The sequence below is a fragment of the Bradyrhizobium sp. AUGA SZCCT0182 genome (genome assembly GCF_018130185.1).
In the GTDB taxonomy this organism is placed as follows: Bacteria; Pseudomonadota; Alphaproteobacteria; order Rhizobiales; family Xanthobacteraceae; genus Bradyrhizobium.
Genome location: NZ_JAFCLY010000001.1, coordinates 378,932 through 404,348 on the forward strand (window position 1 = coordinate 378,932; position 25,417 = coordinate 404,348).

The following is a 25,417-nucleotide window of genomic DNA, read 5'->3' on the forward strand; positions in this document are numbered from 1 at the left end:
GAACGAGCGTTGCGACGTTGGGTGTCGAAGCGCGGTAACGCGATCGACCTCGATTGCGGCTAAGCCGAACCTGCGTCAGCCCGCCGCCGCGCCGAACTTCGGCTGGATACCCTGCGCGCCGCGCACCAGTTTGCCGGGGCGTGCGCCGGTGGCCTTGCCGCTACGCTGCGTCACCACGCCGGAGACGATGGTGGCGTCATAGCCGTCGACCTGCTGCATCAGCCGGCGGCCGCCGACCGGCAAATCGTAATGTACCTTCGGTGGATGCAGATGCAATTTGTCGTAGTCGATCACGTTGACGTCGGCCTTGAAGCCCGGCGCGATCACGCCGCGATCGTAGAGACCGACCGAGAGCGCGGTCTTGCGCGACTGCGCCGCGACCACGAACGGGATCGAGAGTTTTTCGCCGCGGCTGCGGTCGCGGGTCCAGTGCGTCAGAAGGTAGGTCGGGAAGCTTGCATCGCAGATGATGCCGCAATGCGCGCCGCCGTCGGAAAGGCCCGGCACCGCGTTCGGGTTGCGCAGCATCTCGCGCGTCGCATCGAGATTGCCGTCGGCATAATTGAGGAACGGCACGTAGAGCATGCCGCGGCCGTCGTCGGTGAGCATCGCGTCGTAGGCCAGCTCTTCCGCCTGCTTGCCCAAGCGGCGGGCCTGCGCGCCCAACGTATTTTCCGGCGGCTGTTCGTAATCAGGGGGATTGCCGAGCAGATACATCTTGTCGTAGTTCGGCCGGAAGAACAGCGGGTCATCGGTCGCGGTCGCGTGTTCGCTCAGGATCGCGGCGCGCACTTCCGCCTGGTGCAAACGTGCCAGCCGCTCCTTCAACGGCAGTTTCGCGATCGCCTGATAGCTCGGATGGGTCTGGAACGGGTTGCGCGACAATTCGAGGCCCAGCATCAGCCCGACCGGGCGGGCGGCGATCTGCGCGGTGATCGACAGGCCGCGCGCGGAAGCCTCCGCGATGGTGTCGAGCGTCTGGCGCCAGCGCTGCGGCGCCTTGTCGTTTTGCGTGATCGAGAACGACACCGGGATTTTGGTGTTCTCGGCCACCCGCAGCATCATCGGCAGATCTTCGTTGAGGGTGGAGAGATCGAGCACGAATTGCAGCACGCTGCGGCCCTGGCCGTGCATCGCGGCGGCAATCGCGGTCAGCTCGTCCTCGCCGGCCTTCAAGGTCGGCGTGTAGTCGCCGGTCGATGTGCGGTGGTTGAGGGTGCGCGAGGTCGAGAAACCGAGTGCGCCCGCGCGCACGGCGTCGGCGGCGAGCGCCGCCATCGCCTTGTTGTCGTCAGGCGTGGAGGGATCGCGGCGCGCGCCGCGGTCACCCATCACATAGACACGCAAGGCCGCGTGCGGCAGCTGCGCGCCGACATCCATGTCGAAATTCCTTTTCGACAGCCACTCCATGTAATCCGGAAAGCTTTCCCAGGCCCAGGGAATGCCGGCGCTCAACACCGGCTCCGGAATATCCTCGACGCCTTCCATCAGCTGGATCAGGCGGACATGGTCGCTCGGCCGGCACGGCGCGAAGCCGACGCCGCAATTGCCCATGATCGCTGTGGTGACGCCGTTCTGCGACGACGGCGTAATCTCCTGGCTCCAGGTGACCTGGCCGTCATAATGGGTGTGGACGTCGACGAAGCCGGGTGTGACCAGTTTGCCCCGGGCGTCGATCTCTTCCTTGCCTTTCCCGGAAACCTTGCCGACCTCGGTGATGCGGCCGCCCGAGATGGCGATATCGGCTTCATAGAGGTCGCCGCCCTTGCCATCGGCAATATTGCCGCCACGGATCACGAGATCATGGGAACTGGTCATGGCGATTCATCCCGGGTTTGAAATTTTGTTGACTGCATCATCTGATATCCCCCGATGCAGTCAACCGCGGGGATTGAGGTTCAGGAATGCATCACGCTTGTGACCGGGCCCTCCGACCGCGTTTTCGGTTTGCGGTCGGTGATCAATGCGAGCAGTACCGTCAGGACCATGAAGGCGACGGAGGCGCCGAACACCCAATGCGGCAGGTGCTGGTCCATGATCCAGCCGAACAATAGCGGGCTCAGAATGCCGCTGAAGTTGAAGCCGGTGGAGACGATCCCGAAAGCGCGGCCGGCCGCACCTGGAGGGGCGGCGTTGCGCACCAGCATGTCGCGGGAGGGCGCGATCACGCCGCCGAGGAACCCGGCAATTCCCATCGCCGCGGTCAGCACCACCGACGGCAAGGTGGTCGTCGCGATCACCAGCATGATGATGGCGTTGATCCCAAAGCAGGCGGCGGCGACCTGTCCGTGGCGCGTGGTGCGGTCGGCGAGATAACCGCCGGCCAGCACGCCCGCCGCACTGGCGCCGAGAAACGCCGTCAGCGCGATATTGGCGGCCGAGAATGTCACGCCATAGCCGCTCATCAGCGCGACCACGCCGAAATTGCTGATGCCGGCGTTGGAGAGACCAAGCAGCATGAAGAAGAACGTCAGCATGATGATCGCCGACGTAATGACGCTTTGCTGGGGTGCGACCGCGCCATCGGTCTTGCGGTCGGCCGAACTCGCATCGGGAATGCCGACGGCGATCAACAGCAGCGCTACCACAGGTCCGACCGCGCCGGCCACGATCAGCGCGCCGAGACCTCCGACCCAAGCGACGAGTGCCGCCATGATCGCGGGCGCCACTGCGCCGCCGAGGAAGCCCGCAAAAGTGTGGATCGAAAACGCGCGGCCCATCCGCGCTTCATCCATATGGGTGGAGAGGATGGCGTAATCGCAGGGGTGATAGACGCTGTTGGCGAGACCAAGCAGCGCGGCGCAGACGATCAGTGACGTGTAGCTCAGATGCATGCCGAGTATGATCAGCGCCAGGCCGCCGACACAAAGGCCGATTAACAGCACCTTGCGCGCGCCGATATGGTCGGCGAGATAGCCGATCGGCGCCTGGGTCAGGCCGGACACCAATCCGAACACGGTCAGGGCGAAGCCGAGCTCGATATAGCCGACGCCGAGCTGTGCCTTCAGATAAGGAAACAGCATCGGCAACACGAAGATATGGAAATGGCTGACCCAATGGGCCACCGAAATTCCCGCCAGCGTGCGCAGAGAACCATCCGCTTTCACGTGTTGCGGTGCGGTCAGAACATCGACCATATCAGCGTCAAACCCCGTCTCGATCTACGGCCCGGCAAAGGCTGGCTTTGCGAAAATGCTCGCCGAAAATAGTGATTAGCCGTTATTTGTCCATGAATACCGCTGCATGGCTGCCCCGGCGCAGGGTGCGGAAGGGGCCAAATGCGTCAATAAGTTCAGGGACAAAGTCGGCGGGCGCAGCAATGATCCGGCATGATCGATCCGGGGAAGCCGCTCCGGGTGCTGGTGTCAGAAGGTTCCAGTACCTCAGCCCGCGAGGCCATCACGATACTGGGCCTGTCGGGCCATCATGTCGAGGTTTGCGATCCCTCCGCCCATTGCCTGGCGCGGTTCTCACGCTTCGTCCGCAAATTTCACCGCTGCCCGGGCCTGCGCACAGACCCCGCCGGATTTCTGGCGTTTGTCGAACAATTGCTGGCGCGCGAACGTTTCGACGTGCTGCTGCCGACGCATGAGCAGGGTTTTCTGTTTGCGCGGATGCTCGCTCGATTGGAAGGCCGTACCGGTGTTGCGCTGCCTTCATTCGAGAGCTATCGCACCGCGCACAGCAAGGCCGGATTCAGCCGGTTGCTCGATCAATGGAAGCTGCCGCAGCCGCCGACGCGGATCGTGAAATCTGCACGCGCGCTGCGCGACGCCATCGGTTTTCCAGCCGTGGTCAAGACCTCGATCGGCACCGCAAGCCGCGGCGTCTGGTTCGTGCGCAATACGGATGATCTGGAAATAGCACTGTGTGATCTCGACGCCGGCGATGCGTTCGCGGGCGAGGTGCTGGCGCAGGACCTCATCTCGGGCACCACCGAGAAGGCGCAGTCGGTGTTTTGCCGGGGACGGCTGGTCGGCTTTCATGCCTATCGGCAAGTCGCTGCCGGCGTCGGTGGCGGCGAGGCGATCAAGCAAAGCGTGGGCCGGCCGATGGTGCGCGCCTATCTCGAGACGATCGGCGGGCAACTCGGCTGGCACGGTGCGTTGTCGGTCGATTTTATCATGCCCGACGATGGTACGGCGCCGCTCCTGATCGATTGCAACCCGCGGCTGGTCGAGCCGGTCAACGCCTACCGCGCCGGCATCGATCTCGTTGGGTTATTGCTGCGTGTCTCGCAAGGCGAGACGCCGGAGCCGCTGCCGGAAAGCCGCGAGGGCGTGCTCACGCATCTGGCGATGCAGGCGCTGCTCGGTTGCGCATCGCGCGGCGGTACGCGGGGCGATATTATCCGGGAATGCGGCCGGGTGTTTACCGCCAGCGGACCCTATGCTGGCAGCCGCGAAGAACTCACGCCGGTACGGCTGGACTGGTTCAGCGCCGTGCCGTTGGCGATGACCGCTGCATTTCTGCTGGCCTCGCCGTCGTCAGCGATCAAGCTGGCGCGCGGCGGTTTTGGCGCGCATCTGCTCGATGTCGGGAGTATCCGGAAGATCGAAAGCGATGGGTTTGGTTAGATCTCGCGTCGTCCCGGCCTTGAGCTCAGATGCGCAAATGCGCATCGGGGGACCCATAGCCACCGACGTTTGTTGTTTAGGAGTCTCTAGCCGCTTGCCGTATCGCAACGGCCGCGGCGTATGGGTCCCGGCGTTCGCCGGGACGACATGGAATTCACAACGGCTCGTCGTCAGTGCCGTGGCGGTCGTGCTTGGGCGTGGCGATGTCGCCATCCTCGTAATCGTCGTCCTCGACAGGCGGGCCTTTCGGCTTCACGGGCTTGTCGTTGTCCTGCCTGGGAGGCTCGCTCTTTTTGCCGTTTCCGCCCATATCGCGCCTTTTTGCCGGCTCAACCGGCTTTATCCGGACGAATTGACGCATTCACCGTAATACGACCGACTTTGCGCATTATACTAGCGGCAGCAACACGAATTTTCCTTGCCCTTTTTGCCGATATTGCTTCAAACGGGGCAATCACACGGAGCCAAAATGAAGAAGCCTCGCATCGAGACCGAAGAACAGCAGCCGCGCAAGATCATTCGCGCCGACAAGGCGCCGACCAATGGATATTCGCTTGTCGTGGATGGTCACTTCAAATCGCACCACGACACGGTCGAAGCCGCCGAAGAGGCGGGCACGGCGCTCAAGAACAAATTCCAGATGCTGCAAGTGCAGGTCTATGACGCCGAGACCAAGACGCGCTCGATGATCCATTGGCCACCGGCGTAACGCTGCAAGACCGAATTTTTAGACTGAACTTCAAGACTGGACTTCAAAGCTGAGCTCAAGGAGCTCAGCTCAAGGTCTTCGATGTTAAGTCCGTCGTCCGCCGCTTTGCTGGCTCGCCAGCCAATCGCCCAACGCGGGGGTCGGGCGCTTCTCGCCCGGCTTCTTCGATTTGGCCGCTGCCTTCTTTGCCTTGACGGGAGCCGGAGGTGCGGCGGCCTCGCGGGCAAGCCGCAACGCCTTCAGCTTCGCCATATTGTCGAGCATGGCCCTCGAGGCCGCATCGCGGTCGGCCTTGCCGGACCGCGCGTCCTGGGCTGCGCGGGTGGTTTTATCCAGACGCGCCTGGGCGCGGTCGCGATCATCTTTCGTCATTTTACGTTAGCCTTCTTCGCCACTTTGGCTTTCGCTTTAGGCTTGGCCTTCGGTTCGGGCGGATTGGCAAGGTCTTCAGCTTCCTTGGCCAGCCGCAGCGCGCGCAGCTTTTCAGTCCGCTTGCGAATCGCGATGTCGGAGGCCGCGATCTCGGCCATCGCCTTGATGCCCTCGACCTCCTGGGTACGCTTGCGGTGCAGCCGAATCTCTTTCATTTCGGCCGGACTCTTCGGTTCGTCGTTCATCATATACCTCTGGAACCGCGACGCATGCCGTCGGGCGGTGTTTCGGCGGTAATACCATGGATTGCGCCGCTGAGGGGGCGAATTTGGGTCGAAAACGCCCCGTTATCGCGTTGATTCAGCCCTGATGGTGAAGGGCGGTGGGGTCATCGCCGTCTTCAGGACCGCTCTGGTCGAAAGTGGCCAGCCAGGCTGCCAATGTCGTTGACGCCTGACCTTCGGCTTTGACCTGGCGCAGCGCGATGCGGATGCCGGCGCGGCCGTGACGGTCGCCGGCGATCGCCGCCGGCGGTTCCCCCGCCAGCACCGCATCGACGACGCGCTGCTTGATCGCGAGCGCTTCGGGATCGCCGCACGCCGCCAGGATCCGTTGAAAACGCTGGTGACGTGTCCGGTCGAACGGCCGGGCTTCGCCCATTCCGTCACGCAACGGATGCGGCGGATAGATGTGCGCGCAGGGAATCCAGCCGTCGGGAACCGGCTCGGTCGCGGCATGGGTCCGGCCGCTTTTCAGGAGTCTTGGCAGCACGTGCGTGTGCGGCCCTTCCGGGCTCTTGCCCGAGGGCGGCGGGATCGGCTGATAGACCTCGATGCGGCCGAGCCGGCTGATGAAGACGCGATGCGGGTTCGCGCCAAGGATCATCCCCATTGCGGGATTGTCGTGTTCGAAGATGGCGCGGCCGCAGAGTTCGCGCAGCCGCGTGGCGAGACGGGGGTTACTGACGCGCACGCAAAAATCCGCCTGCAGCGCGCCGAGGCCGAGATCGAACAGGATGGATTCGCGGTCCTCCGGCCGCAGCGCCTCGTGATCGGCGCCGATTTCCGTCAGCGCGTTGCGGCCGTTCATTGCACAATCGCCTGACGGCAGGCACAGCGCGATCCGATGGCTCCAGCCTGACTTGGTGATGCTCTCGGAGGCGAACGGCCGGCTGTTGCCGCCCGGTTTCAGCGCAATGCCGCCGCGCGGCGTCACGGCTGCAACGGCCTCGATCGATTGCGTCAGCCGCACCGGCTCGTCGCGGTCGCGTGCGAATTCGGCGATGGCGCCGAACGTGCCGAGGCTCCATTGCGTGTCGGGATCGGCGATTTCCCGCTGCAACAGATCGATCGCCGCGACGGCGGAAACATCATGCATCAACCAGCATTCCCTTAACCCTCGGGGCCAAAGAGAATACTGGCTTGTCAGGTCAGGACAAGCCGGTCCGGAGCGGGCCCCGGACCGGCGTCCGGGCTCAGAACGTCGCGCCGGCCTTCACCATGTAGGTCCGGCCCGGCAGCGGATAGGCGCTGAAGCGGCCGTCGGTGAACGAGCTTGCGATCGCATAGTCGTAGTACAGCGCGTTGAGCACGTTGTTGACGCTCACCGACCAGAAGAAGTGCTGATATGCCCCGCTCAGCTTGAAGTCGATGGTGGCATCGGCCGGGATGCGGCGCTGGGTATTTTTCTGGTCGTTGTCCATGTAGCGCTCGCTCCAGCCGCGCACCGTGGCGTCCGCAACCAGATAATTTTGCCAGATGTTCCAAGTCACGCCGCCACTGGCGGTGTAGCGGGACACCAGCGGAACGTCATTGCCGGCGAACTGCCCTTCACGGAACACCGCCCGGGTGTAGGCCACGCCGCCGCGCAGCAGCACGCTGTCGCTGATGCGAAGCGAGGCGCTGGTTTCCGAGCCGTAACGGCGGGTCGGATCGAGGTTGACGTTGTAGAACAGCGCGGGGACGAAATGGATCTCGTTCTCGAGGTCCATGTTGTAGATGCTCGATTGCATCTGGAATCCGCCCGACTTGATGCGGAAGCCGCCTTCGACGTCGTGCGAGGTCTGGGTTTTCAGCTGGAAGGTGCCGGGAATTGGGGTGAAGAAGACAGGATCGAAGGAGGGTCCGGAGGACAATCTCTCGTCGACATTCGGCGTGCGGAACGCGCGGGCGGCCCGGCCGAATACCGAGACGATATTGTTGAAGCGATGTTCGAGGCCGACATGCAGCGCGTGCTGGACTTCGCTGCTATCCAGCGGAAGGTTCTGAGCGCCGCACGTAAAAAACAGGGCGCAATTCGGCGGATCGTTAAGACGGTCCCGCGCACTCAGGCTGGTGTTCTGGATTCGCGCGCCGTACGAAAAATCCGTTGTCGGCAACAGCCCAAGGGTTTGCTGCCAATAGCCGGCGATCGTTCTTTGCGACAGATCGTAAGTATGGATCGGCGGTGTGCCCTTGAATTCCGGCCGCTCCTGATGGAACGTCGCATCGTAATAATCGATGCCGGTCAGGATCGAAGAGGGTAGTCCGAACATTACATTCTTGACGCTCAATCGAGGCGTCAGGGACCATGTCTGTAGATGGCTGTCGACGTAACTGTTGGCGAAGGGATTGAAGAACGCGGCCTGCTGTTTCTTGTCCCGCACACCGCCATCGATGATGAGATCGACGCCGTTCCACAGGGTCTTGGTGAAGCCGGCGGTGGCGCTGGCGCCCTGCTGATTGCCGTAGTCGAACGGCGTGCTGGTGCCGGTGCGGGCTGTGACCAGTTCGTTGACGCCGATCGAGGGATCGACGATGCGGCCGCCGGGGAAGCCGAGCTTCTGATCGTCGCCGGTAACGGTTACGAAGGCGGTGAGGCCGGGCGTGGTGTAGTTGAGGTTGCCGACTCCGTTGCGCTGGTCGAGCGTGTTGTTGACGCGGTAGCCGTCTGACTTGATGGCGTTGCCGTAGAACGACGTCGACCACGCACCGAAATTGGTCGCCGCCGAGACCGAGGCCATGCGCTGGTTGAAGGAGCCGACGCCGGCTTCGCCGCGGATCGCGACCGGCGGGCCGCCGACGCCGTTTTTCAGCACGATGTTGACGACGCCGCCGACCGCATTGTCGCCGTACAGCACCGCGCCGCTGTTGCCGCGGGTGATTTCAATGCGCTCGATCGAATCGCGCGGGATGGTCGAAAAATCGACACCGGCCATGTCGACGTCATTGAGCCTGCGGCCGTTGATGAGCACGAGGGTGTTGGAGGTCGCAAACGCGCCGAATCCGCGCAGATCGACGCTGGTCTTCGCGCCGTTGACGCCGCCATACAGGCTGGTGAGCTGCACGCCCGGTGTTTGCGCGATGATTTCCTGCAAGGTCTGCGCGGGTGAATGCGCGATCTCTTCAGCCGTGATGACGGTCGCCGATGTGCCGACGATGCCGGCGAATTGCCGGACGGGCGTTCCGCCGCCGCCCTGGCCATCGCCTTGTGACGCGACGTTCGAGCCGGTCCCCGGCGCAGGGTTCCGATTGCTTGACGGCCTCGGGTTCGGCGCGACGACGCGGCGCGTGCCCGAGCCTTGATCGGAAGCGGGTTTGGCGCGGGTCCGGTTCTGGTCGCCGGGCGGGTTGACCTCGATCGCCGGCAGTTGATCCGCTGTGGCGGTCTGCTGGGCCTGCGCGCCGGAATTGGTGAGCGCCATGATCGGCGCCAGAAAACTGGACGCCAGCAAAAGACGGCGGCACCGCTTGGCGGCAGTGGTGGTGGAAGACATGGTTCAGGCCTCGGTATGACGTCAGTGGCACGTCACAGCGAACCAAGTCCCACCATCGTGCTGTAAGCAGCTCTGGTGAAACTAATGCCTGTACTCCCCGACCGACATCTTCGCGTGTGACCACGGCTGACGGCAGGTCTCCTGGCTTGCGGGTCGTTACCTTTCGTCGCCTTCCCAGGACCGAGAATCCCAGTGGCGTAGGACGAAAGATTCACCGCTTACAGTTGCGGGGGCAGCCGCGGAATTGGGGGACTGTCCCCGCACCGCATTCCCTTTTGATCCCCAAAACGGGAACCGTCGAAAATTATGGTAGAAGTTTGTCAAAGATAGAGTCAATCCCATCAGGCCTCGCCTGCGATCCTCACTGGACGAGTGCGTCTTTTATGTCGCATGAGCAGTACCGTTCGAACGCGTTGTGCGGTACGGGCTGACCGTCCGGGGACGATCGATGAGTGTTGAGACCATCATTGCTGCAAACGAGGAGGCCGCGCGGCGCCGGATTGGCGTGACGGCCGCGCTCGCCGGCCTCGTCGGGCTGTTGGTGCTGATCTCGCTCGGCATCGGGCCGGTGCGGCTGTCGCCGCTGGCGGTGATGGAAGCTCTCCTCGGCGGCGGCAGCGATGTGTCGCAGGTGATCGTGCGGGAAATCCGCCTGCCGCGGACCATCTTGGCGCTGGCGATCGGCGCCATCCTGGGAATGTCAGGCGCGTCGCTGCAGGGCCTGCTGCGCAATCCGCTGGCCTCGCCCTCGCTGTTCGGCGCGCCGCAATCGGCCGCCTTCGGCGCGGTGCTGGTGATCGCGCTGGGGTGGGCCGATGTGCGCTCCTATGCGTTGCCGGTGGTGGCGATCATGGCCGCTTTCGGATCGGTGTTCGTGCTCTTGACGATCGCCGGCCGCAATGCCGGGCTGCTGATCCTGATCCTGGCGGGCCTTGCGATTTCGAGTCTGGCGGGCGCCGCCACCGCGCTGGTGATGAACCTCTCCAGCAATCCCTTCGTGGTGCTGGAGATCGCGTTCTGGCTGCTCGGATCGCTGGAGGATCGCAGTTTTCAGCACGTGATGCTGGCGCTGCCGTTCATCGTTGCCGGTGGTATTATCCTGTTCAGCCAGCGCCATTCCTTTCGCGCGCTCAGCCTCGGTGAGGAGACCGCGCAGAGCCTCGGCGTCGATGTCGGGCGCCTGCGGCTGATCGTGATCACCGGCGTTGCGCTTGGGGTCGGCGGCGCGGTTGCGGTCACCGGCACCATCGGCTTCATCGGCCTCGTCGCGCCGCATCTGATGCGGCCGTTGATCGGTCATGATCCGGCGCGGCTGCTGGTGCCGAGTGCGCTGGCAGGCTCGGCGCTGCTGCTCGCCGCCGACATCGCGGTGCGGATCATTCCCTCGACCAGCGACATCAAGGTCGGCGTGCTGACCTCGATCATCGGCGTGCCGTTCTTCCTCTATCTGATCGCGCGCGAACGCCGCGCGCTCGGGGGAGGTGTCGCATGAGCGAAGCAACGCTTCTCACGGCGCAGGGCGTAAACGTGACATTGGCCGGCCGCCATGTGCTCAGCGATGTATCGCTGTCGCTGACCGCGGGTCATCTGGTCGCCCTGGTCGGACCGAACGGCGCCGGCAAGACCACGCTGCTGCGGGCGCTGTCGGGGCTGCTGCCGTCCTCAGGCAGTATCCATATAGGCGGCGATGCGCTGGCCGATCTGTCGCTGCGTGAACGCGCAAAACGCTTTGCCTATCTGCCGCAGGGCCACATCGTGCACTGGCCACTGCCGGCGCGCGATATCGTGGCGCTCGGCCGCTATCCGCACGGCGCGACCGATCCGGCGCGGCTGTCGCCAAAGGATACTGAAGCCGTATTGCGCGCGATGCAGGCGGTCGATGTGGTGGAATTCAGCGAACGCCGCGTCACCGAACTGTCCGGCGGCGAGCGCAGCCGCGTCGCGCTGGCGCGCGTGCTGGCGGTCGAAGCGCCGGTGATATTGGCCGACGAGCCGACCGCCTCGCTCGATCCGCGCCATCAGATCGACGTGATGAAGAATTTGCGCGCCACCGCCGACAAGGGCGTGCTGGTCATCGTGGTGACGCACGACCTCGGCCTGGCTGCACGATTCGCCGATCATGTGCTGGTGCTGAAGGAGGGCCGGCTGGTGTCGCAGGGCGCGCCGGTGGAAGCGCTGTCGGAGCGGGTGATAGCCGACGTGTTCCGGATCAGCGCCTACCGCGCCGAATACCAGCGCGAGGCCGTGATCGTGCCGTGGGCGGATCTGTGATGCGCCGCCGGCTTGCCGTGCTGCTGGCGGTTGCCGCGCTGGCGATGCCGGGCGGCTCCGCGTTATCAGCTAAGCTGCCGCGGATCGTGTCGATGAACGTCTGCAGCGATCAATTGCTGCTGTCGCTGGCCGATCCCGAGCAGATCCTCGGGCTTTCGCGTTATTCGCGCGATGCCTGGGTGGCCGGTGACGTCGCTCGCTATCCAAAACTGTCGGGCGGCGCGGAAGACGTGATGGTGCTGAAGCCCGACATCGTCGTCGCCAATTTGTACGACAAGCGTTCGACGCGGGAATTGCTCAAAGCGCATGGGCTGCGTCTCGCCGAACTCCCGGTGCCGCGAACGCTGCCTGAGGTGAAGGACCAGATTCGCGAGTTCGGCGATATCGTCGGCCACCCCGATCGCGCGGCGGCGCAGATCGCGTTGCTCGATGCGGCGTTAGCGCGGGCGCGCCAGGCTGTCGCCGCAAAACACTATCGGGTGCTGCCGCTGTCGCGGCGCGGCTGGGTCGCGGGCAGCGACAGCTTTGTCGGCTCGCTGCTGGCGGAGACCGGGCTGTTCAACACGGCCGGTGATCTCGGTTTCAATTTCGGCGGCTTCGCTTCACTCGAGGCGATCGTGAGCCAGAAACCGGATTTGCTGCTGGTGTCGCAGGCCGGCGATTTCGCGCGCGACGACGGCCAGGCCTTTCTGCTGCATCCGGCACTCGCGCGGTTCTATCCGCCGGAAAAACGCATCGTGATTCCGGAACGGCTGACCGAATGCGGCGGCGTGATGCTGGCGGAAGCGCTGGATGTACTGACTGCGGAATTGAAGCGGGTGGGGCGGTGAAGTCCCGGAAAGACTATTTCGTCGTCTCTGCGTTCGCAGGGACGACGGCAAAAGATTCTACCCCATCACCACCGGGCCGCCGGCCTTCTTCCAGGCGTCGATGCCGCCCTCGATATGGGCCGTGTTGGCAAGGCCGGCGTTCTTGGCGGCGGTCACCGCCATCGCCGAGCGTTCGCCGAACGCGCAGAAGAACACCACGCGCCGTCCCGTCGCGGCCGCGACTTCGCGCAGCATGCCGCCCGGCGCTAAGCTTTCGGCGATGCCGGGGTAGGGCGCATGCAGGGCGCCCGACAGCGTGCCGTGCTTGGCGCGCTCGCTGGCCTCGCGCAGATCGACCAGCAGGATGTCGGGCTTACCGATACTGTCGATCGCGGCGCGCGCCGACAGTGCGAGGCCCTGTTTGGCGAGATCGTCCTGGTGCAGGCCGACATGCATGTTGGCTGGCAACACCACGTCCATCAGTTTTGGATTCGGCAAATTGAGATTGTTCATCAACTCGACATACTCGTCGATGCCGCGGACCTGCAGGCGCGGATTGTAGCGCTTCTCCTCGCCGATGGTGGAGACCGTGTCGCCCTTATAGTCGTGGGCGGGGAATACCATGGTCTCATCCGGCAGCTTCAGCAGCCGGTTGAAGATCGAATCATATTGCGCCCGCGCGCTGCCGTTCTGGAAATCGGTGCGGCCGGTGCCTCGGATCAAAAGCGTGTCGCCGGTGAAGACGCGGTCGCCCATCAAATAGCTATAGGAATCGTCCGTGTGGCCGGGTGTGTACAGGGCATCCAGGCTCAAACCTTCGATCATCACCTTGTCGCCGTCGGAGACGCGCATCGACACCACGTCGGCTTTGCTCTGCTCGCCCATGATGGTGATGCACTGGGTGCGATCGCGCAGTTCGCCGAGGCCCGTGACGTGGTCGGCGTGCAGATGGGTGTCGACCGCCTTGACCAGCCGCAGATCGAGTTCGCGCAGCAGCTGGCAATAGCGGTCGGCCTTTTCCAGCACGGGATCGAGGATCAGCGCCTCGCCGCCGGCGCGGCTGGCCAGCAGGTAACTGTAGGTGCCCGAGACGCTGTCGAAGAGCTGACGAAAAATCATGGTCGCTGCCGCGTTCTCTATCTGGGTCTCGCGGAGGATATTATTCTATTTTTGTCGCCTTCTCAAACGGCTTTCGTCTCCACGAGATGGCTTTGTCGAGGGAGTCTTGCTCCCCGAAGGCCGGACAGCGGTATTCAAGGCCTGACCAGCGTATATCCATTCTCGGTCAGGAACAGAATCTGCGCGACGCCGACCTGGACCGGCGTCGCAGCCGCGATGAATTCCGGCCGTTTGCCGCTCTCGCGTTCGAGCGTGTCGACGGTGTTGAGGCAGATATCGAACCGCGCGCCCTGGGCGACCAGGCTCTCGACCATTTTGCGGTTGGGATTTTCCGGGCGCAGCAGTTCGATGCCCGGGCCGAATGCCACGATTTCGATCGCGACCTTGTCGGGGTCGTAGTGCTTCATCAGGTTGCTGGCGACGCTGAGCACGAGACCCTGCTTGCGCGGGTCATTGTCCGAAAGCTGCAGCACGATCTTGTGCTCGGCAAACGGCTTGTCCTGCAGCGGCGCCTGCTGGGCGCGCACGACCGGTGCAGTCGCTGCGATCAACAGCGCCGCGGTCATGATGCGCAGGGTGGTGGTAAGGCCTGTCATACCTGTTTCGAAATGCCCGGATTGCCTTCGACGCCTTTCAGCGTCACGCCCGGGGCCGAGCGGTTGGGCGGCTTGCCCGACTTCAGATGCTTCGCCACCACATCCCAGACCGGCGCGCCGGTCTGTTCGTTGACCGAGGCCCATCCCGCCACCTTGTAGCTCTTGGCGGCTTGCAGCGGGCTGCCATTATCGAGCGTCAGTTCGGAAATCCGCTTGCCGACGCTTTCCGCCGGCGTGCAGGCATAAGCGAGGCCGCCGAGCCGGACCATGTCGCCGCCTTGCTGGTAGTAGGGATCGGTGTTGAAGAGGTTGTCGCAGACGTCTTCGAGCACGTCCTTGATCTGGCTGCCGGTCATGGTCACGACGTAGGTCTCGGGATAGGTGACCGCGGTTTGCGCCAGCACGTCTTCCATCGTCAGCGCCTGGCCTGCCAGCGCCGTGGTGCCCCAGCGGAAACCCGGCGACAGCGCGATCTCGGCATCGAGTTCGCCGCGCAGTGCGTCGCAGATCAACTGATCCATGCTGCCGCTGAAATTGCCGCGGCGGTAGAGCAGCCGATCGGCGGAAGCGATCTTGTCGACCCAGTCGCCCGCATGCGGCGCGCGGGTCTTGTCGATCAGCCCCTGCATCGCCGGATCTGGCTTCAGCAGTTCGGAGAACACCGGCAGCAGCCGGTAGCGCACGTTTGCGACCTTTCCCTTGCCGATGTCCAGATCGAGCACGGCGAGGAACTTGCCGTTCGAGCCGGCATTGGTCACCAGCGTGACGCCGCCCGGATTGGTCACCGCAATCGGCTGCGGCACGGCGTCGTGGGTGTGACCACCCAGAATGACGTCGACGCCGGTGACGCGGCTGGCGAGTTTGAGATCGACATCCATGCCGTTATGCGACAGCAAAATGACCGCATCGACCTTGTCGGTGTTGCGCAAGCCATCGACGAGCTTCTGCAGCTCTTCGTCGCGGATGCCGAATTTCCAGTCCGGCGTGAAGCGTTTGGGGTGCGCGATCGGCACGTAAGGAAAAGCCTGTCCGATCACGGCGACCCGACGGCCGCCGATCTCCTTGATCGTGTACGGCTTGAACACGCGGCCCGATGCCGGATCGAACGCCTTGGCGTCGTTGAAGGCGGCTTCCTCGGTCAGGAAAACGTTCTGCGCCAGGAACTCGCCCTTGAAGCGCTCGAGATTGCTGCGCAGCGCCTTCTCGCCATAGGTGAACTCCCAATGGCCGGTCATTGCGTCGATGCCGAGCAGGTTCGAGGCGGCGACCATGTCGGCGCCCTGCATGACATTGGCAAGGCCCGTGCCCTGCCAGAGATCGCCGCCGTCGAGCAGCAGCGAGCGGCCGGCGCCGACGTCGCTGCGCAGGCGGTCGACCAGCGTCTTCAGATGCGCGAAGCCGCCGAGCTTGCCGAACCGCTGCGCGCCTTTTTCGAATTCGATGCAGGTGAAGGCATAGGCGTCGGCGCTGTCGGGGCGGATGCCGAAGCGGTCGAGAAAGGCTTTGCCGACCAGATGCGGCGGATTGCCCTGCATCGAGCCGACGCCGAGATTGACGCTGGGCTCGCGAAAGAACACCGGCTTGAGCTGCGCATGGGTGTCCGTGATGTGCAGGATGCGCGCATTGCCGAAGCGTTCGAGGTCGTAGACGCTGTCGGCGCTGCGCGCGAGGCGAGGCAGGCCGCCTGCGAGGGTAGCCGCGCCTGCTAGCGTCAGAAAATCCCGGCGGCGGATCGGCATACAAAGTCTCCGCGCGGCGCAAAAATGCTCAGCGTATTTCCAAATCTCTCCAGCGTTCCTTCTCGCTGGTGGCCTGGAAGATCGAAGCTTTCGCCAGCGCTTCCGCTTCTTTTGCGGATGCGGTGGCCTTGTCGAAATCGCCGCCGTCGGCGAACTTCTTGGCCGCCGCCAGCGTCGAGGCCGTCGTGGTCCATTGATTGCGCAAGGAGGCCGCCTGCTTGTTGGCGGCTTCAGCGGCGGCGTAGGCGGCCTTGTAGTCGTCCTCGCCTGCGGCCAGCGCCGATGTCGCACCCAGCAGCAGCAACGCCGCGATCGATGTGAGTGTCGTGATCCTCATGGCCGCGCTCCCGGACCTGATATCGGCAATCCGTTGCTGACATAGGACAGGTAGTACTCGACGTTGCGGTATTCATCGTCCTGCGGCGTCAGCGGCACGCCGCGGATCTGGCTGTTGCAGGTGGTGAAGCGCCGGCTCGTCGTGCCCATGCCGTTCCATTCGGAGCGATAGATCGGCATCGCGTTGACAATGCCGAGCGCCGGCGCCAGCACTTCGGTGCGGACCCTCTCGCCCGGGCTCTGCACATGGCAGGTGGCGCAGGAAAAATTGAGCTGGCCGCGCCGCGTGTAGAAATATTCCTTGCCGTTTTCATAAGCAGCCAGCGCGCGCGGATCGTTCGGAACCTTGATGTTGAACGGCTTGCCGCGCGAGGTGAAGGCCATATAGGCGGTCAGCGCCGCCATCTCGTCGCGCACATAGGAGAACGGCGGCTCGCCATTGGCTTCGCGGCAGCGGTTCAGCGCCAGCTCCAGCGTGATGACCTTGCCTTCTTTCTCGTCGAAGTAGGGATAGTCCTGACGGATGCCGATGCCGTTATTCGGGAAGCAGTCGCCATAGGTCTTGCCGTTCTTGAACGGTTTGGAAAACATCTCCTTGCCCAGTTCGAGCGAGAACTCGTAGGGAGGGAACTGTTCCTTGTCCTGCCATTGCTTGTACAGGTCCGCGTCCATCGAATAGGGACCGTTGACGAAATCCTCCGGCTTCAGCTTGGGGAATTTGTCGTAGAAGAATTTCTTGAACGCTTTCTCGTCGGCGACCGGGTCGACCTTGTCGGCGGAGACCGCAGGCGGCGCGGCGAACGCCAGCAGAGCCAGCGCGAACGCCGCCGCCGCGAACTGTATCGTGGATCGCAGCTTCATTGAATCTTCGCCGTGGTGGTGTCGGTGGCGCCCTTGTTGTCGACCCAGCTCACTTTCAGTTCGTCGCCCTTCTTGCCGCCCTTGAAGGCGAACTTGACGTAGGGGTCCTTGGAGACGCCGCCGCCCCAATCGGCTGTGAATACCGGCTTGCCGTTATATTCGAAGGTCAATTGCTGGATGAAATGCGGCGGAATGAGCTCGCCCTTGGAATCCTTGATGAAGCCGGAATCCATCGGATGCTGGATCAGCGCCTGCACTTCGGTGGTTTCGCCTGACGAGGTGGCGCGCACGCGAATGGTCGATGCCATTGTTTCGATCCTTCGATTATCTGTGTCTTAACCGCCGCAGCCGCCGACGGTGACTTTGACTTCCTTGGTGGCGCTGTAGAGCTTGCCGCCGGCTTCGACGACGACGATCACGTTGCTGGTCTTCGCCATCTTGATGCGGTTGGCAACGCTCGGCATCGTGCCGGCCGGAATCTTGTAGGAGGCCACCAGAGCGACCGGGTTTTCAGCCACCAGGAACGAGATCGAGGTCACGTCGGCGAGCGTCGTCGTGACCGATACCGGCACCACCGCGCCGTTCTCGGCGATCTCGGGCGCGTCCATCTTCACCTTGTCGGAAGCCTCCGCGGTCTTGCCGTAGAGCGACTTGATCGCGTCGGCTTCGCTCTTCTGCTTGAACGCCTCTTCCGGATATTTGTCGTTGGCGGCCGCGAACGCCGGCGCAAGGCCAAAGGGAAGATTGCCAAAAGAACTGCCAAGGCCGACCAGCGCCACCGCGCCCGCGCCTTGCAGGATCAGGCGCCGCGTGGCGGAAAATCCATTGTCAGTATTTGTCATCCGAAAGTTCTCCTGAAAGGCGCGTCGTCACAATGTTTGCAGGAAATCCACGACCGCGCTGATTTCCTTGTCGGTCAAAATCCGGTTTCGTCCGAACGGAGGCATCACCGTTAGCGGATTGCGCTTGGTTTCGTCATAGATAATGGCGACGAGCTCGTCGCGGTTGGGGTATTTGCTCTTGATGTCGACCAGTTCCGGCCCGAGCGTGCCGGGATACTGGCCGCCCTTGATCGCGTGGCAGGTCAGGCAGTTGCCCTTGCTGCGGTCGAAGGCCAGTTTCTGGCCTTCCGCCGCCGCGGACTGGGCAGAAGCGGGGCTCGCGGCTGCGCCGATCGATAGCGCCAGCACCATCGCCGCGATCAGCCCAAGCTTGTTTAGAGGTGTGTTGCTCAAGGACGTTTCCCGTAATTTCTATTCAAGCTTGCCAACTCTACTTTGCTTGCCAATTCTATTTTGCTTGCATCGTGTCGAGCGGACCCGTGGTACGTGGCGTCAGGTTCTTGCCTTCCGCCGTGGACACGATTTTGACGCCGGCGGGGTCAACGCACGCGTTCATGCACGGTTTCGCTGCCGTATCGGGCCTCGGATCGGTCCAGAGGAAGTTGTCGCGATTGGGCATTTTGACTTTCGGCAAGCTTTCCCGGTCGGCGACAAATTCACTGGGAACGATGTCGTTCAGGTTCAGAATATAGGCGGTCAAAGCATAAACGTCATCGGCTGACAATGTGTGCGGTGCAGCCATCGGCATGGCGCGGTTAATGTAGTCCCACAGGGTCGGCGCAAACGGCCAGTAGCTGCCGACCGTCAGCTCCGGCCGGTCGTCCCTGAGCGTCCCGGCGCTGCCGACGAGCTTGGGAAACCGGCCCTCGCCTTCGCCGAAAGTTCCATGGCAGGCCGCGCATTGCTCGGCATAGACCTCCGCGCCCCGGTGCACGCCGCCGCGGCCCGCGGGCAGGCCCACACCATCCTCGCCGCGCGCATCGATATCCCAGCCGGCGATCTGCCCAGGCGTCGCCCGCTCGCCATAGCCGTAATATCCGGGCTCGGCGGCGTAAGCGAAGGTGCCGGCGGCGGTGATCACGCCGGCGCAAAGCAGCGCGAGGTGCTTACGCGAGCTGGACATCGAACACGCTCCCGTCGCCCTTCACCTGCCAGGTCTGGATCGAATTGTTGTGATAGACCGAATTGGTTCCGCGCTGCTTGCGCAGCTGCGCGATCGTCGGCTGCACATATCCGGTCTCGTCGATGACGCGGGATTCCAGCAGTGCCGGCGCGCCGTCCCAGCGCCAGGGTATCGTGAATTTCGTCAGCGCTTTCGACAGCACCGGCTCATGCAGCCGCGCGCTCTGCCAGTTGACGCCGCCGTCGGTCGAGACGTCGACGCGCTTGACCTTGCCGTTGCCGGTCCATGCCAATCCCCTGATTTCATAGAGGCCGGGACCCGAGAGGGGCTTTTCGGGGCAGGGGAAGGTGATGACGGATTTGGCGTCGATCAGCCAGGTGAAGCCGCGCGAGGTGCCGTCCGGCATCAGGTCGGTATATTTCGAGGTCTCTTCGCGCGAATGCCAGGGTTTGTCGCCGAGCTTGATCCGGCGCAGCCATTTGATGCTGACATTGCCTTCCCAGCCCGGCACCACCAGCCGCAGCGGATAACCTTGTTCGGGCCGTAGCGCCTCGCCGTTTTGCGCGTAGACCACGAGGCAATCGTCGAGGCATTTGTCGAGCGGCAGGCTGCGGTTCATGTGCGCGCCGTCGGCGCCCTCGACCATGACCCACTTGGCCTCCTTCTTGATGCCGACCTCTTCCAGCAGGGTCGACAGCCGCACCCCGGTCCATTCCGCGCAGGAGATCATGCCGTGATTGAACTGCAGCGAGTTCAACTGCGCAGCGCGCCACTCCATGCCGCCATTGGCCGGGCATTCGATGAAATGGATGCGCGTGACCTGCGGAAAACGGACGATGTCTTTCATCGAGAGAAGCAGCGGGCGCTCGACCAGGCCGTGGATCATGAGCTTGTGCTGCTCCGGATCGACGTCCGGCCGGCCGGCGTGATAGCGCTCGAAAAACAGGCCGTTCGGCGTGATGATGCCGTGCAGGTCCTGCAGCGGCGAAAAGCTGATCGAGGATTCGGTGCCGGCGGTGAGCCACGGCACGTTGCGCCTGATGACGCCGGCCTCGGTATCGGCGGGCCGGCCATAGGGCCGGTCGACCACGCCGGGCCCGATCGATTGCGACCATGGCGCGTCCGCGGGTGGGGATGCCGGCGAGGGCTCTGCATTTCCCTGTTTTGGACCGAGCGCAAGGCTACCGGTCAGCGCCGCGCCAAGGCCGAGCAGGGAACGCCGGCCGAGCCGCGTGTGCGCGCCCGTGCTCGACAGTAGAGATATGCTGCGCCAGAGATCAGGCCGCACGTTTCATTCCCCTTGCTGCCACATGGCCGCATCATTTGTTGCTTTTTCGCGGGTTTATCGTCGTTTACTAATTTAGTCAATGCTAAATAACCATGGGCGCGATAAACTGATACACCGCGCCCAGTCGGCGCTGATTTCGATCCGGATACAGGCGATGAGAGCAGAAGCGGCAACAACCAACAAGATGCCCATCGGCAACGCCGCAGAGGACGAGGCGTCCCTGAAGAAGCTGGCGAAACAGGCCGGTGAGGCCGCGCAACTGCTCAAATTGCTCGGTCACGAGAAGCGGCTGCTGGTGCTCTGCTTTCTCGCGGTGCGCGGCGAGATGACTGTCGGTGAACTCGTCGGCGTCGCCAAGCTCAGCCAGTCGGCGCTGTCGCAGCATCTGGCCAAATTGCGCGCCGATGGTCTGGTCGAATTCCGGCGGGCCTCGCAGACGCTGCATTACCGCGTGGTGGATCAGCGTGCCCTGCGCGTCTTGCAGCTCTTGAAGGAAATCTATTGCGAAGACTTGAAGTGAGATTTTGCGGTGGCTGAGTTTGTGGTGGAGTTTGGCAAGGATGGCCGGCCGATTGAAGCCGACGGCCGGCTGGATGCGGCCGCATTCCATCGCAACCATGCGCCGATCTGGGCGGTGCTGCAGAAATTCCTCGCCGGCAAATCCGGCGACGTGCTGGAGGCCGGCAGCGGCACCGGCCAGCATGTGGTGCATTTCGCCCGCCATGCGCCCGACATCATCTGGTGGCCGAGCGATTTCAACGATGCGCATCTGAACAGCATTGCGGCGTGGCGCGCGCATGCGGGTCTGCCGAACATCCGTCCCGAAATGCGGATCGATCTCAGCGATCCCGCATGGTGCTCTCAGATGCAGGACGGCAGCGGGCCTTCTGAATTGCTGGCGGTGTTCTGCGCCAATGTGATTCACATCGCGCCCTGGCGCGTCGCGGAAGGATTGTTCGCCGGCGCGGCGCGCTACTTACGCAGCGACGGTCGGCTGTTTCTCTATGGCCCCTTCAAGCGCGACGGCAAGCACACCGCGCTCAGTAACGCCGTCTTCGACACCAGCCTTCGCGACCGCGACCCCGAATGGGGCGTGCGCGATATTGCCGATGTCATCCGGTTGGCTGAAGGCGTTGGGCTTGCATTGATCAAAACCGTACCGATGCCGGCGAACAATTTGATTCTGGTGTTGGAGCGATCAATAAAAGGGTGAGCCCAGCGCATAGCGCGCGTCCGTTTGCGCCGGTTGATCGCACGTCTGCACGTCTTCATAGTGCCGCAAATCAAACAGGCCAATGAATTGCAGCTCCCGCCGGGGCCTGCCGGGCGGGAATGCCGATGCTGGATACCACTGCCACCGCAGAGATGACCAATGACGCGCGGGCGCGCGCCAATGTGCTGCGTCTCGCCGCGGCGCAGGCGCTGACCGGCGCCAACTCGGCAGTGATCTTCGCCACCGGTTCGATCGTCGGCGCGACGCTGGCGCCCGACATCTCGCTCGCGACCGTGCCGCTCTCGATGTATGTGCTGGGCCTCGCCGCCGGCACGCTGCCGACCGGGGCAATTTCGCGCGCCTATGGCCGCCGCGTCGCCTTCATCATCGGCACCGGCTGCGGCGTGCTCACCGGTCTGATCGGCGCTTTGGCGATCCTGCAGGGCGCATTCTGGCTGTTCTGCTGCGCGACCGTCTTCGGCGGACTTTACGGCGCGGTGTCGCAATCCTATCGCTTCGCAGCCGCCGACGGCGCCAGCGTCGCGTTCCGCCCCAAGGCGGTGTCATGGGTGATGGCGGGCGGCGTGTTCGCCGGCGTGCTCGGTCCGCAGCTCGTGCAATGGACCATGGATATCTGGCCGCCTTATCTGTTCGCCTTCAGCTTTCTGATGCAGGCTTTCGTCGCTTTGGTCGCGATGGCGGTTTTGTCCGGCGTCGATGCGCCAAAACCTGCCGCGGCGGACATGCATGGCGGCCGGCCGCTGTTCGAGATCGCGCGGCAGCCGCGCTTCATTGCGGCGGCGCTGTGCGGCGTGATCGCCTATCCCATGATGAATCTGGTGATGACATCAGCGCCGCTCGCGATGAAGATGTGCGGGCTCACCGTCAGCGATTCCAACTTCGGCATCCAGTGGCACATCGTGGCGATGTATGGGCCGAGCTTCTTCACGGGCTCGCTGATCGCACGCTTCGGCGCGCCTCGCATTGTCGCGCTCGGCCTGTTGCTGGAGGCCGCCGCCGCATTGATTGGCCTATCCGGCATCACAGCGATGCATTTCTGGGCCTGCCTCATCGTGCTCGGCGTGGGCTGGAATTTCGCGTTCATCGGCGCGTCCGCGCTGGTGCTGGAGACGCACCGGCCGCAGGAGCGCAACAAGGTGCAGGCCTTCAACGATTTCCTGGTGTTCGGGGTGATGGCGATCGGCTCGTTCTCGTCCGGCCAGTTGCTGGCGCATTACGGCTGGTCGATGGTCAACATGGTGGTGTTTCCGCCGGTGCTGCTCGGGCTCGCGGTGCTGTCGCTCGCATCATTCGCGCGGCGGCGGGCGAAGTTTCGGGAAGTTGACGAACTTGCCGGCCCCACTATCTAGTAGCAGTCACATTCTGGAGGCCCCCATGCCCTCGCGCGCGCGTCTTGACGAATTCATCGCCGTCGTCGTTTCCGGCGACCATGCCGGCGCCATCGAGCGCTATTACACCGAAGACGCCACCATGCAGGAGAACAGCGCGCCGCCGCGCGTCGGCCGCGACGTGCTGGTAGGGCAAGAGCGCGCGACGCTCGAGCGGGTGTCGAGCGTCGTCACCACCTGCGTGTCCTCGGTCCTCGAGGGCGATCGTGTCGCGATCCACTGGATTTTCGATTTCACCTATCCATCCGGCGCAGCGATGCGGATCGATGAAGTCGCCATGCAGGAATGGCGCGGCGACAGGATTTTCCGCGAGCGGTTCTTCTACGAGCCGCCGAAGAAGGCCTGATGACAGCTGCTGACATTTCGGCCTGCGCCGAATTATTGCTCTTGTGATTCTGCTATTTGTTGTTGTCATGGCCGGGCAGAAGCGCGAAGCGCGTCTTCGCGCTAGATGACCCGGCCATCCACGCCTTTGGTGGTAAGGAAGATTGTGGATGCCCGGACTGGTCCGGGCATGACGGTGCACGAACAAAGAACAAGAATGTTAAAGGGCCCCATTCACAGCGCCATCGACGAAACTTCGCTACGCTACGACGGCTGGCGGATTGTCCTCGTCTGTTTCCTGCTCGCGACCTTCGGCTGGGGGCTCGGCTTTTACGGCCAGAGCGTCTATGTCGCCGAGCTGCAGCGGCTCCACGGCTGGCCGGCGTCGCTGATTTCGCTCGGCACGACGTTCTTCTATCTGTCCGGCGCGGCGCTGGTTGCCTTCGTCAGCGAGGCGATCAGGGCGTTCGGTCCCCGGAACTGCATGATCGCTGGCATAGGCACGATGGCGATCGCCGCTGTTGCGATCGGCCAGGTGCGCGAACCCTGGCAGCTCTATCTCGCCAACGCTTTTCTCGCCTTCGGCTGGGCCGGGACCAGCCTCGGCATGATCACCAACACGCTGGGCCTCTGGTTCGACAGGAAGCGCGGCATGGCGATCAGCCTGGCGCTGAACGGCGCCAGCTTTGGCGGTATCGCCGGCGTGCCTCTGCTGGTACTGGCGATCGGCTATTTCGGCTTCCCGGGCGCGATGATTGCCGCTGCGGTCGTGATGGTCGTGCTGATGGTACCGGTCATCCTGATTTACGTCGGGCGGCCGCCGGGCCATGCGAGCGCAAACGGGGGCGAGGTCAGTGCCGCGGATGGGCCATCGCCGATTCAGATTCGCGCGCGGGCGTTTCGCGATATCGGCTTCCTGTCGGTATCGTCGGCCTTCGCGCTGGTGCTGTTCGCGCAGGTCGGCTTCATCGTGCATCTGATCTCGTTTCTGGATTCGGTGATCGGGCGCGAGCGCGCGGCGATCGCGGTCGCGCTATTGACCGCCATGGCGGTGGTCGGCCGCGTGCTGTTTTCGTTCGTGATCGACCAGATGAACCAGCGGCTGGCATCCGCGCTCTCGTTCGTCAGCCAGGCGGTGGCGCTGGTGGTCGTCATCAACGTGCACAATGATTACGCGCTGATGGCGGCCTGCGCGCTGTTCGGCTTTTCGGTCGGCAATCTGATCACGCTGCCGGCGCTGATCGTGCAGCGCGAATTCGATCCGCGCTCGTTCGGCGTGCTGGTCAGCCTGATCACCGCGATCAACCAGATCACCTATGCATTTGGTCCCGGCGTGGTCGGACTGCTGCGCGACATGTCGGGAAGCTATTCGCTGCCGTTCTACGGCTGCATTGGTCTCGAGTTGATTGCCGCCGTGCTGATCATGATTCGCGGGAAGACGGCGTCATTGCGAGGGGCGTAGCGACGAAGATCCATAGCGCCGCGGGCGGAGAGATGGATTGCTTCGCTTCGCTCGCAATGACGGTGAGAAAAGACTACGCTTCCCGTTGCCGCAGCAAATCTTCGAGATCCAGCCGCTTCGTGAACATCGACAGCGAGCCGTCGGCGGCGCGCGGCCATTCTTCCTTGGGCCGGTCGCGGTAAAGTTCGACGCCGTTCTCATCAGGATCGCGCAAATACAGCGCCTCGCTGACACCGTGGTCGCTGGCGCCGTCGAGCGCAATGCCGGCCCGCATCACCCGATGCAGCGCGTCCGCCAGCGCCGGGCGGGTGGGGTAGAGGATCGCGGTGTGGAACAGCCCGGTGGTGCCCGGCGGCGGCGGATGGCCGCCTTTGCTTTCCCAGGTGTTGAGGCCGATGTGATGATGATAGCCGCCGGCCGAAATGAACGCCGCGGCCGAGCCCATCCGCTGCATGATCTCAAAGCCGAGCACACCGCAGTAGAACCCGAGCGCGCGTTCGAGGTCGGCGACCTTGAGATGGACATGCCCGATCCGTGTGCCGGCGATGATGGGAGTGTTGTCGGGCATGTCGATGTCTCCATTTGCCTTGCCGAGATTTTAAAGTAGGGAGAA

Annotated in this window: 27 protein-coding genes and 1 riboswitch; of the genes, 10 read left to right on the top strand and 17 right to left on the bottom strand. The window is 63.6% G+C overall.

Annotated elements, in window-relative coordinates:
• Window positions 1-75 precede the first annotated feature (75 nt).
• Both JQ611_RS01765 and JQ611_RS01770 read right to left on the bottom strand, forming a co-directional pair.
• A complete protein-coding gene (locus JQ611_RS01765; RefSeq protein ID WP_212464344.1) occupies window positions 76-1,818 on the bottom strand; it encodes an amidohydrolase family protein in 1,743 nt (580 codons plus the stop codon).
• Between the two features lie 80 nt (window positions 1,819-1,898).
• Window positions 1,899-3,137, bottom strand: a complete 1,239-nt coding sequence (locus tag JQ611_RS01770; protein ID WP_212464345.1) for an MFS transporter — start codon at window positions 3,135-3,137, stop codon at window positions 1,899-1,901.
• A 192-nt stretch (window positions 3,138-3,329) separates the two neighbouring features.
• On the opposite strand from JQ611_RS01770, the gene JQ611_RS01775 reads away from it, so the two are divergent.
• Complete coding sequence (locus tag JQ611_RS01775) at window positions 3,330-4,577, top strand: hypothetical protein (RefSeq protein ID WP_212464346.1); 1,248 nt, start codon at window positions 3,330-3,332, stop codon at window positions 4,575-4,577.
• 469 nt (window positions 4,578-5,046) lie between these two features.
• Window positions 5,047-5,286, top strand: a complete 240-nt coding sequence (locus tag JQ611_RS01780) for a hypothetical protein (protein ID WP_212267341.1) — start codon at window positions 5,047-5,049, stop codon at window positions 5,284-5,286.
• Window positions 5,287-5,370: 84 nt separating this feature from the next.
• On the opposite strand, the gene JQ611_RS01785 is transcribed toward JQ611_RS01780, so the two are convergent.
• The 4 genes from JQ611_RS01785 to JQ611_RS01800 all read right to left on the bottom strand — a co-directional run bounded on the left by JQ611_RS01785 (window position 5,371) and on the right by JQ611_RS01800 (window position 9,412).
• Entirely contained in the window at window positions 5,371-5,658 is a 288-nt protein-coding gene (locus tag JQ611_RS01785) for a hypothetical protein (protein ID WP_249132834.1), read from the bottom strand.
• Window positions 5,655-5,903, bottom strand: coding sequence for a transcriptional regulator (locus JQ611_RS01790; RefSeq protein ID WP_249132835.1), 249 nt, complete (start codon window positions 5,901-5,903; stop codon window positions 5,655-5,657). Before JQ611_RS01790 ends, JQ611_RS01785 begins: the two co-directional genes overlap by 4 nt.
• Window positions 5,904-6,018: 115 nt before the next feature.
• Window positions 6,019-7,035, bottom strand: coding sequence for a DUF6925 family protein (locus JQ611_RS01795; RefSeq protein ID WP_212464347.1), 1,017 nt, complete (start codon window positions 7,033-7,035; stop codon window positions 6,019-6,021).
• Window positions 7,036-7,132: 97 nt separating this feature from the next.
• On the bottom strand, window positions 7,133-9,412 hold the full coding sequence (locus JQ611_RS01800) for a TonB-dependent receptor (protein ID WP_212464348.1): 2,280 nt from the start codon (window positions 9,410-9,412) through the stop codon (window positions 7,133-7,135).
• A gap of 113 nt (window positions 9,413-9,525) precedes the next feature.
• A riboswitch (cobalamin riboswitch) is annotated at window positions 9,526-9,726 on the bottom strand.
• Between the two features lie 134 nt (window positions 9,727-9,860).
• On the opposite strand from JQ611_RS01800, the gene JQ611_RS01805 reads away from it, so the two are divergent.
• Genes JQ611_RS01805 through JQ611_RS01815 form a run of 3 tightly spaced genes read left to right on the top strand, consistent with a single transcriptional unit; the run spans window position 9,861 to window position 12,513 of the window.
• Window positions 9,861-10,904 carry an iron ABC transporter permease gene (locus tag JQ611_RS01805; protein ID WP_212267352.1) on the top strand — a complete coding sequence of 348 codons (1,044 nt, stop codon included), beginning with the start codon at window positions 9,861-9,863 and terminating at the stop codon, window positions 10,902-10,904.
• Window positions 10,901-11,683, top strand: coding sequence for an ABC transporter ATP-binding protein (locus tag JQ611_RS01810; RefSeq protein WP_212464349.1), 783 nt, complete (start codon window positions 10,901-10,903; stop codon window positions 11,681-11,683). The genes JQ611_RS01805 and JQ611_RS01810 overlap by 4 nt, the downstream gene beginning before the upstream one ends.
• Window positions 11,683-12,513 carry an ABC transporter substrate-binding protein gene (locus tag JQ611_RS01815; protein ID WP_212464350.1) on the top strand — a complete coding sequence of 277 codons (831 nt, stop codon included), beginning with the start codon at window positions 11,683-11,685 and terminating at the stop codon, window positions 12,511-12,513. The genes JQ611_RS01810 and JQ611_RS01815 overlap by 1 nt, the downstream gene beginning before the upstream one ends.
• Window positions 12,514-12,570: 57 nt before the next feature.
• On the opposite strand, the gene JQ611_RS01820 is transcribed toward JQ611_RS01815, so the two are convergent.
• From JQ611_RS01820 to soxC, 10 genes are all read right to left on the bottom strand, one after another.
• On the bottom strand, window positions 12,571-13,611 hold the full coding sequence (locus JQ611_RS01820; protein ID WP_212267358.1) for an MBL fold metallo-hydrolase: 1,041 nt from the start codon (window positions 13,609-13,611) through the stop codon (window positions 12,571-12,573).
• Between the two features lie 134 nt (window positions 13,612-13,745).
• Window positions 13,746-14,207, bottom strand: coding sequence for a hypothetical protein (locus JQ611_RS01825; RefSeq protein WP_409363331.1), 462 nt, complete (start codon window positions 14,205-14,207; stop codon window positions 13,746-13,748).
• Window positions 14,204-15,946 (bottom strand): thiosulfohydrolase SoxB, encoded by a 1,743-nt coding sequence (soxB, locus tag JQ611_RS01830; RefSeq protein ID WP_212464351.1) that lies wholly within the window; start codon window positions 15,944-15,946, stop codon window positions 14,204-14,206. Before soxB ends, JQ611_RS01825 begins: the two co-directional genes overlap by 4 nt.
• A gap of 28 nt (window positions 15,947-15,974) precedes the next feature.
• Window positions 15,975-16,283, bottom strand: coding sequence for a hypothetical protein (locus JQ611_RS01835; RefSeq protein ID WP_212267363.1), 309 nt, complete (start codon window positions 16,281-16,283; stop codon window positions 15,975-15,977).
• Complete coding sequence (soxA, locus tag JQ611_RS01840) at window positions 16,280-17,143, bottom strand: sulfur oxidation c-type cytochrome SoxA (RefSeq protein ID WP_212464352.1); 864 nt, start codon at window positions 17,141-17,143, stop codon at window positions 16,280-16,282. The genes JQ611_RS01835 and soxA overlap by 4 nt, the downstream gene beginning before the upstream one ends.
• A complete protein-coding gene (soxZ, locus tag JQ611_RS01845; protein ID WP_192735543.1) occupies window positions 17,140-17,451 on the bottom strand; it encodes a thiosulfate oxidation carrier complex protein SoxZ in 312 nt (103 codons plus the stop codon). The genes soxA and soxZ overlap by 4 nt, the downstream gene beginning before the upstream one ends.
• 27 nt (window positions 17,452-17,478) lie before the next feature.
• Complete coding sequence (gene soxY / locus JQ611_RS01850) at window positions 17,479-17,985, bottom strand: thiosulfate oxidation carrier protein SoxY (protein WP_212464353.1); 507 nt, start codon at window positions 17,983-17,985, stop codon at window positions 17,479-17,481.
• Between the two features lie 27 nt (window positions 17,986-18,012).
• Entirely contained in the window at window positions 18,013-18,336 is a 324-nt protein-coding gene (gene soxX, locus JQ611_RS01855; protein WP_212267552.1) for a sulfur oxidation c-type cytochrome SoxX, read from the bottom strand.
• Between the two features lie 97 nt (window positions 18,337-18,433).
• Window positions 18,434-19,108: a c-type cytochrome gene (locus JQ611_RS01860; protein WP_212464354.1), complete on the bottom strand. Its 675-nt coding sequence runs from the start codon at window positions 19,106-19,108 to the stop codon at window positions 18,434-18,436.
• Window positions 19,092-20,372: a sulfite dehydrogenase gene (gene soxC / locus JQ611_RS01865; protein WP_409363334.1), complete on the bottom strand. Its 1,281-nt coding sequence runs from the start codon at window positions 20,370-20,372 to the stop codon at window positions 19,092-19,094. The genes JQ611_RS01860 and soxC overlap by 17 nt, the downstream gene beginning before the upstream one ends.
• 208 nt (window positions 20,373-20,580) lie before the next feature.
• On the opposite strand from soxC, the gene JQ611_RS01870 reads away from it, so the two are divergent.
• The 5 genes from JQ611_RS01870 to JQ611_RS01890 all read left to right on the top strand — a co-directional run bounded on the left by JQ611_RS01870 (window position 20,581) and on the right by JQ611_RS01890 (window position 24,804).
• Window positions 20,581-20,916, top strand: a complete 336-nt coding sequence (locus JQ611_RS01870; protein WP_212267557.1) for a helix-turn-helix transcriptional regulator — start codon at window positions 20,581-20,583, stop codon at window positions 20,914-20,916.
• A gap of 9 nt (window positions 20,917-20,925) precedes the next feature.
• A complete protein-coding gene (locus JQ611_RS01875) occupies window positions 20,926-21,609 on the top strand; it encodes a DUF938 domain-containing protein (protein ID WP_212464355.1) in 684 nt (227 codons plus the stop codon).
• Between the two features lie 125 nt (window positions 21,610-21,734).
• Window positions 21,735-22,979: an MFS transporter gene (locus JQ611_RS01880; RefSeq protein WP_212464356.1), complete on the top strand. Its 1,245-nt coding sequence runs from the start codon at window positions 21,735-21,737 to the stop codon at window positions 22,977-22,979.
• Window positions 22,980-23,004: 25 nt separating this feature from the next.
• Window positions 23,005-23,364: a nuclear transport factor 2 family protein gene (locus tag JQ611_RS01885; protein ID WP_212208898.1), complete on the top strand. Its 360-nt coding sequence runs from the start codon at window positions 23,005-23,007 to the stop codon at window positions 23,362-23,364.
• Between the two features lie 195 nt (window positions 23,365-23,559).
• Window positions 23,560-24,804: an MFS transporter gene (locus tag JQ611_RS01890; protein WP_212464357.1), complete on the top strand. Its 1,245-nt coding sequence runs from the start codon at window positions 23,560-23,562 to the stop codon at window positions 24,802-24,804.
• A gap of 73 nt (window positions 24,805-24,877) precedes the next feature.
• Here JQ611_RS01890 and JQ611_RS01895 read toward each other — a convergent pair whose 3' ends face one another.
• Window positions 24,878-25,372 carry a VOC family protein gene (locus tag JQ611_RS01895; protein WP_212267391.1) on the bottom strand — a complete coding sequence of 165 codons (495 nt, stop codon included), beginning with the start codon at window positions 25,370-25,372 and terminating at the stop codon, window positions 24,878-24,880.
• Window positions 25,373-25,417 lie beyond the last annotated feature (45 nt).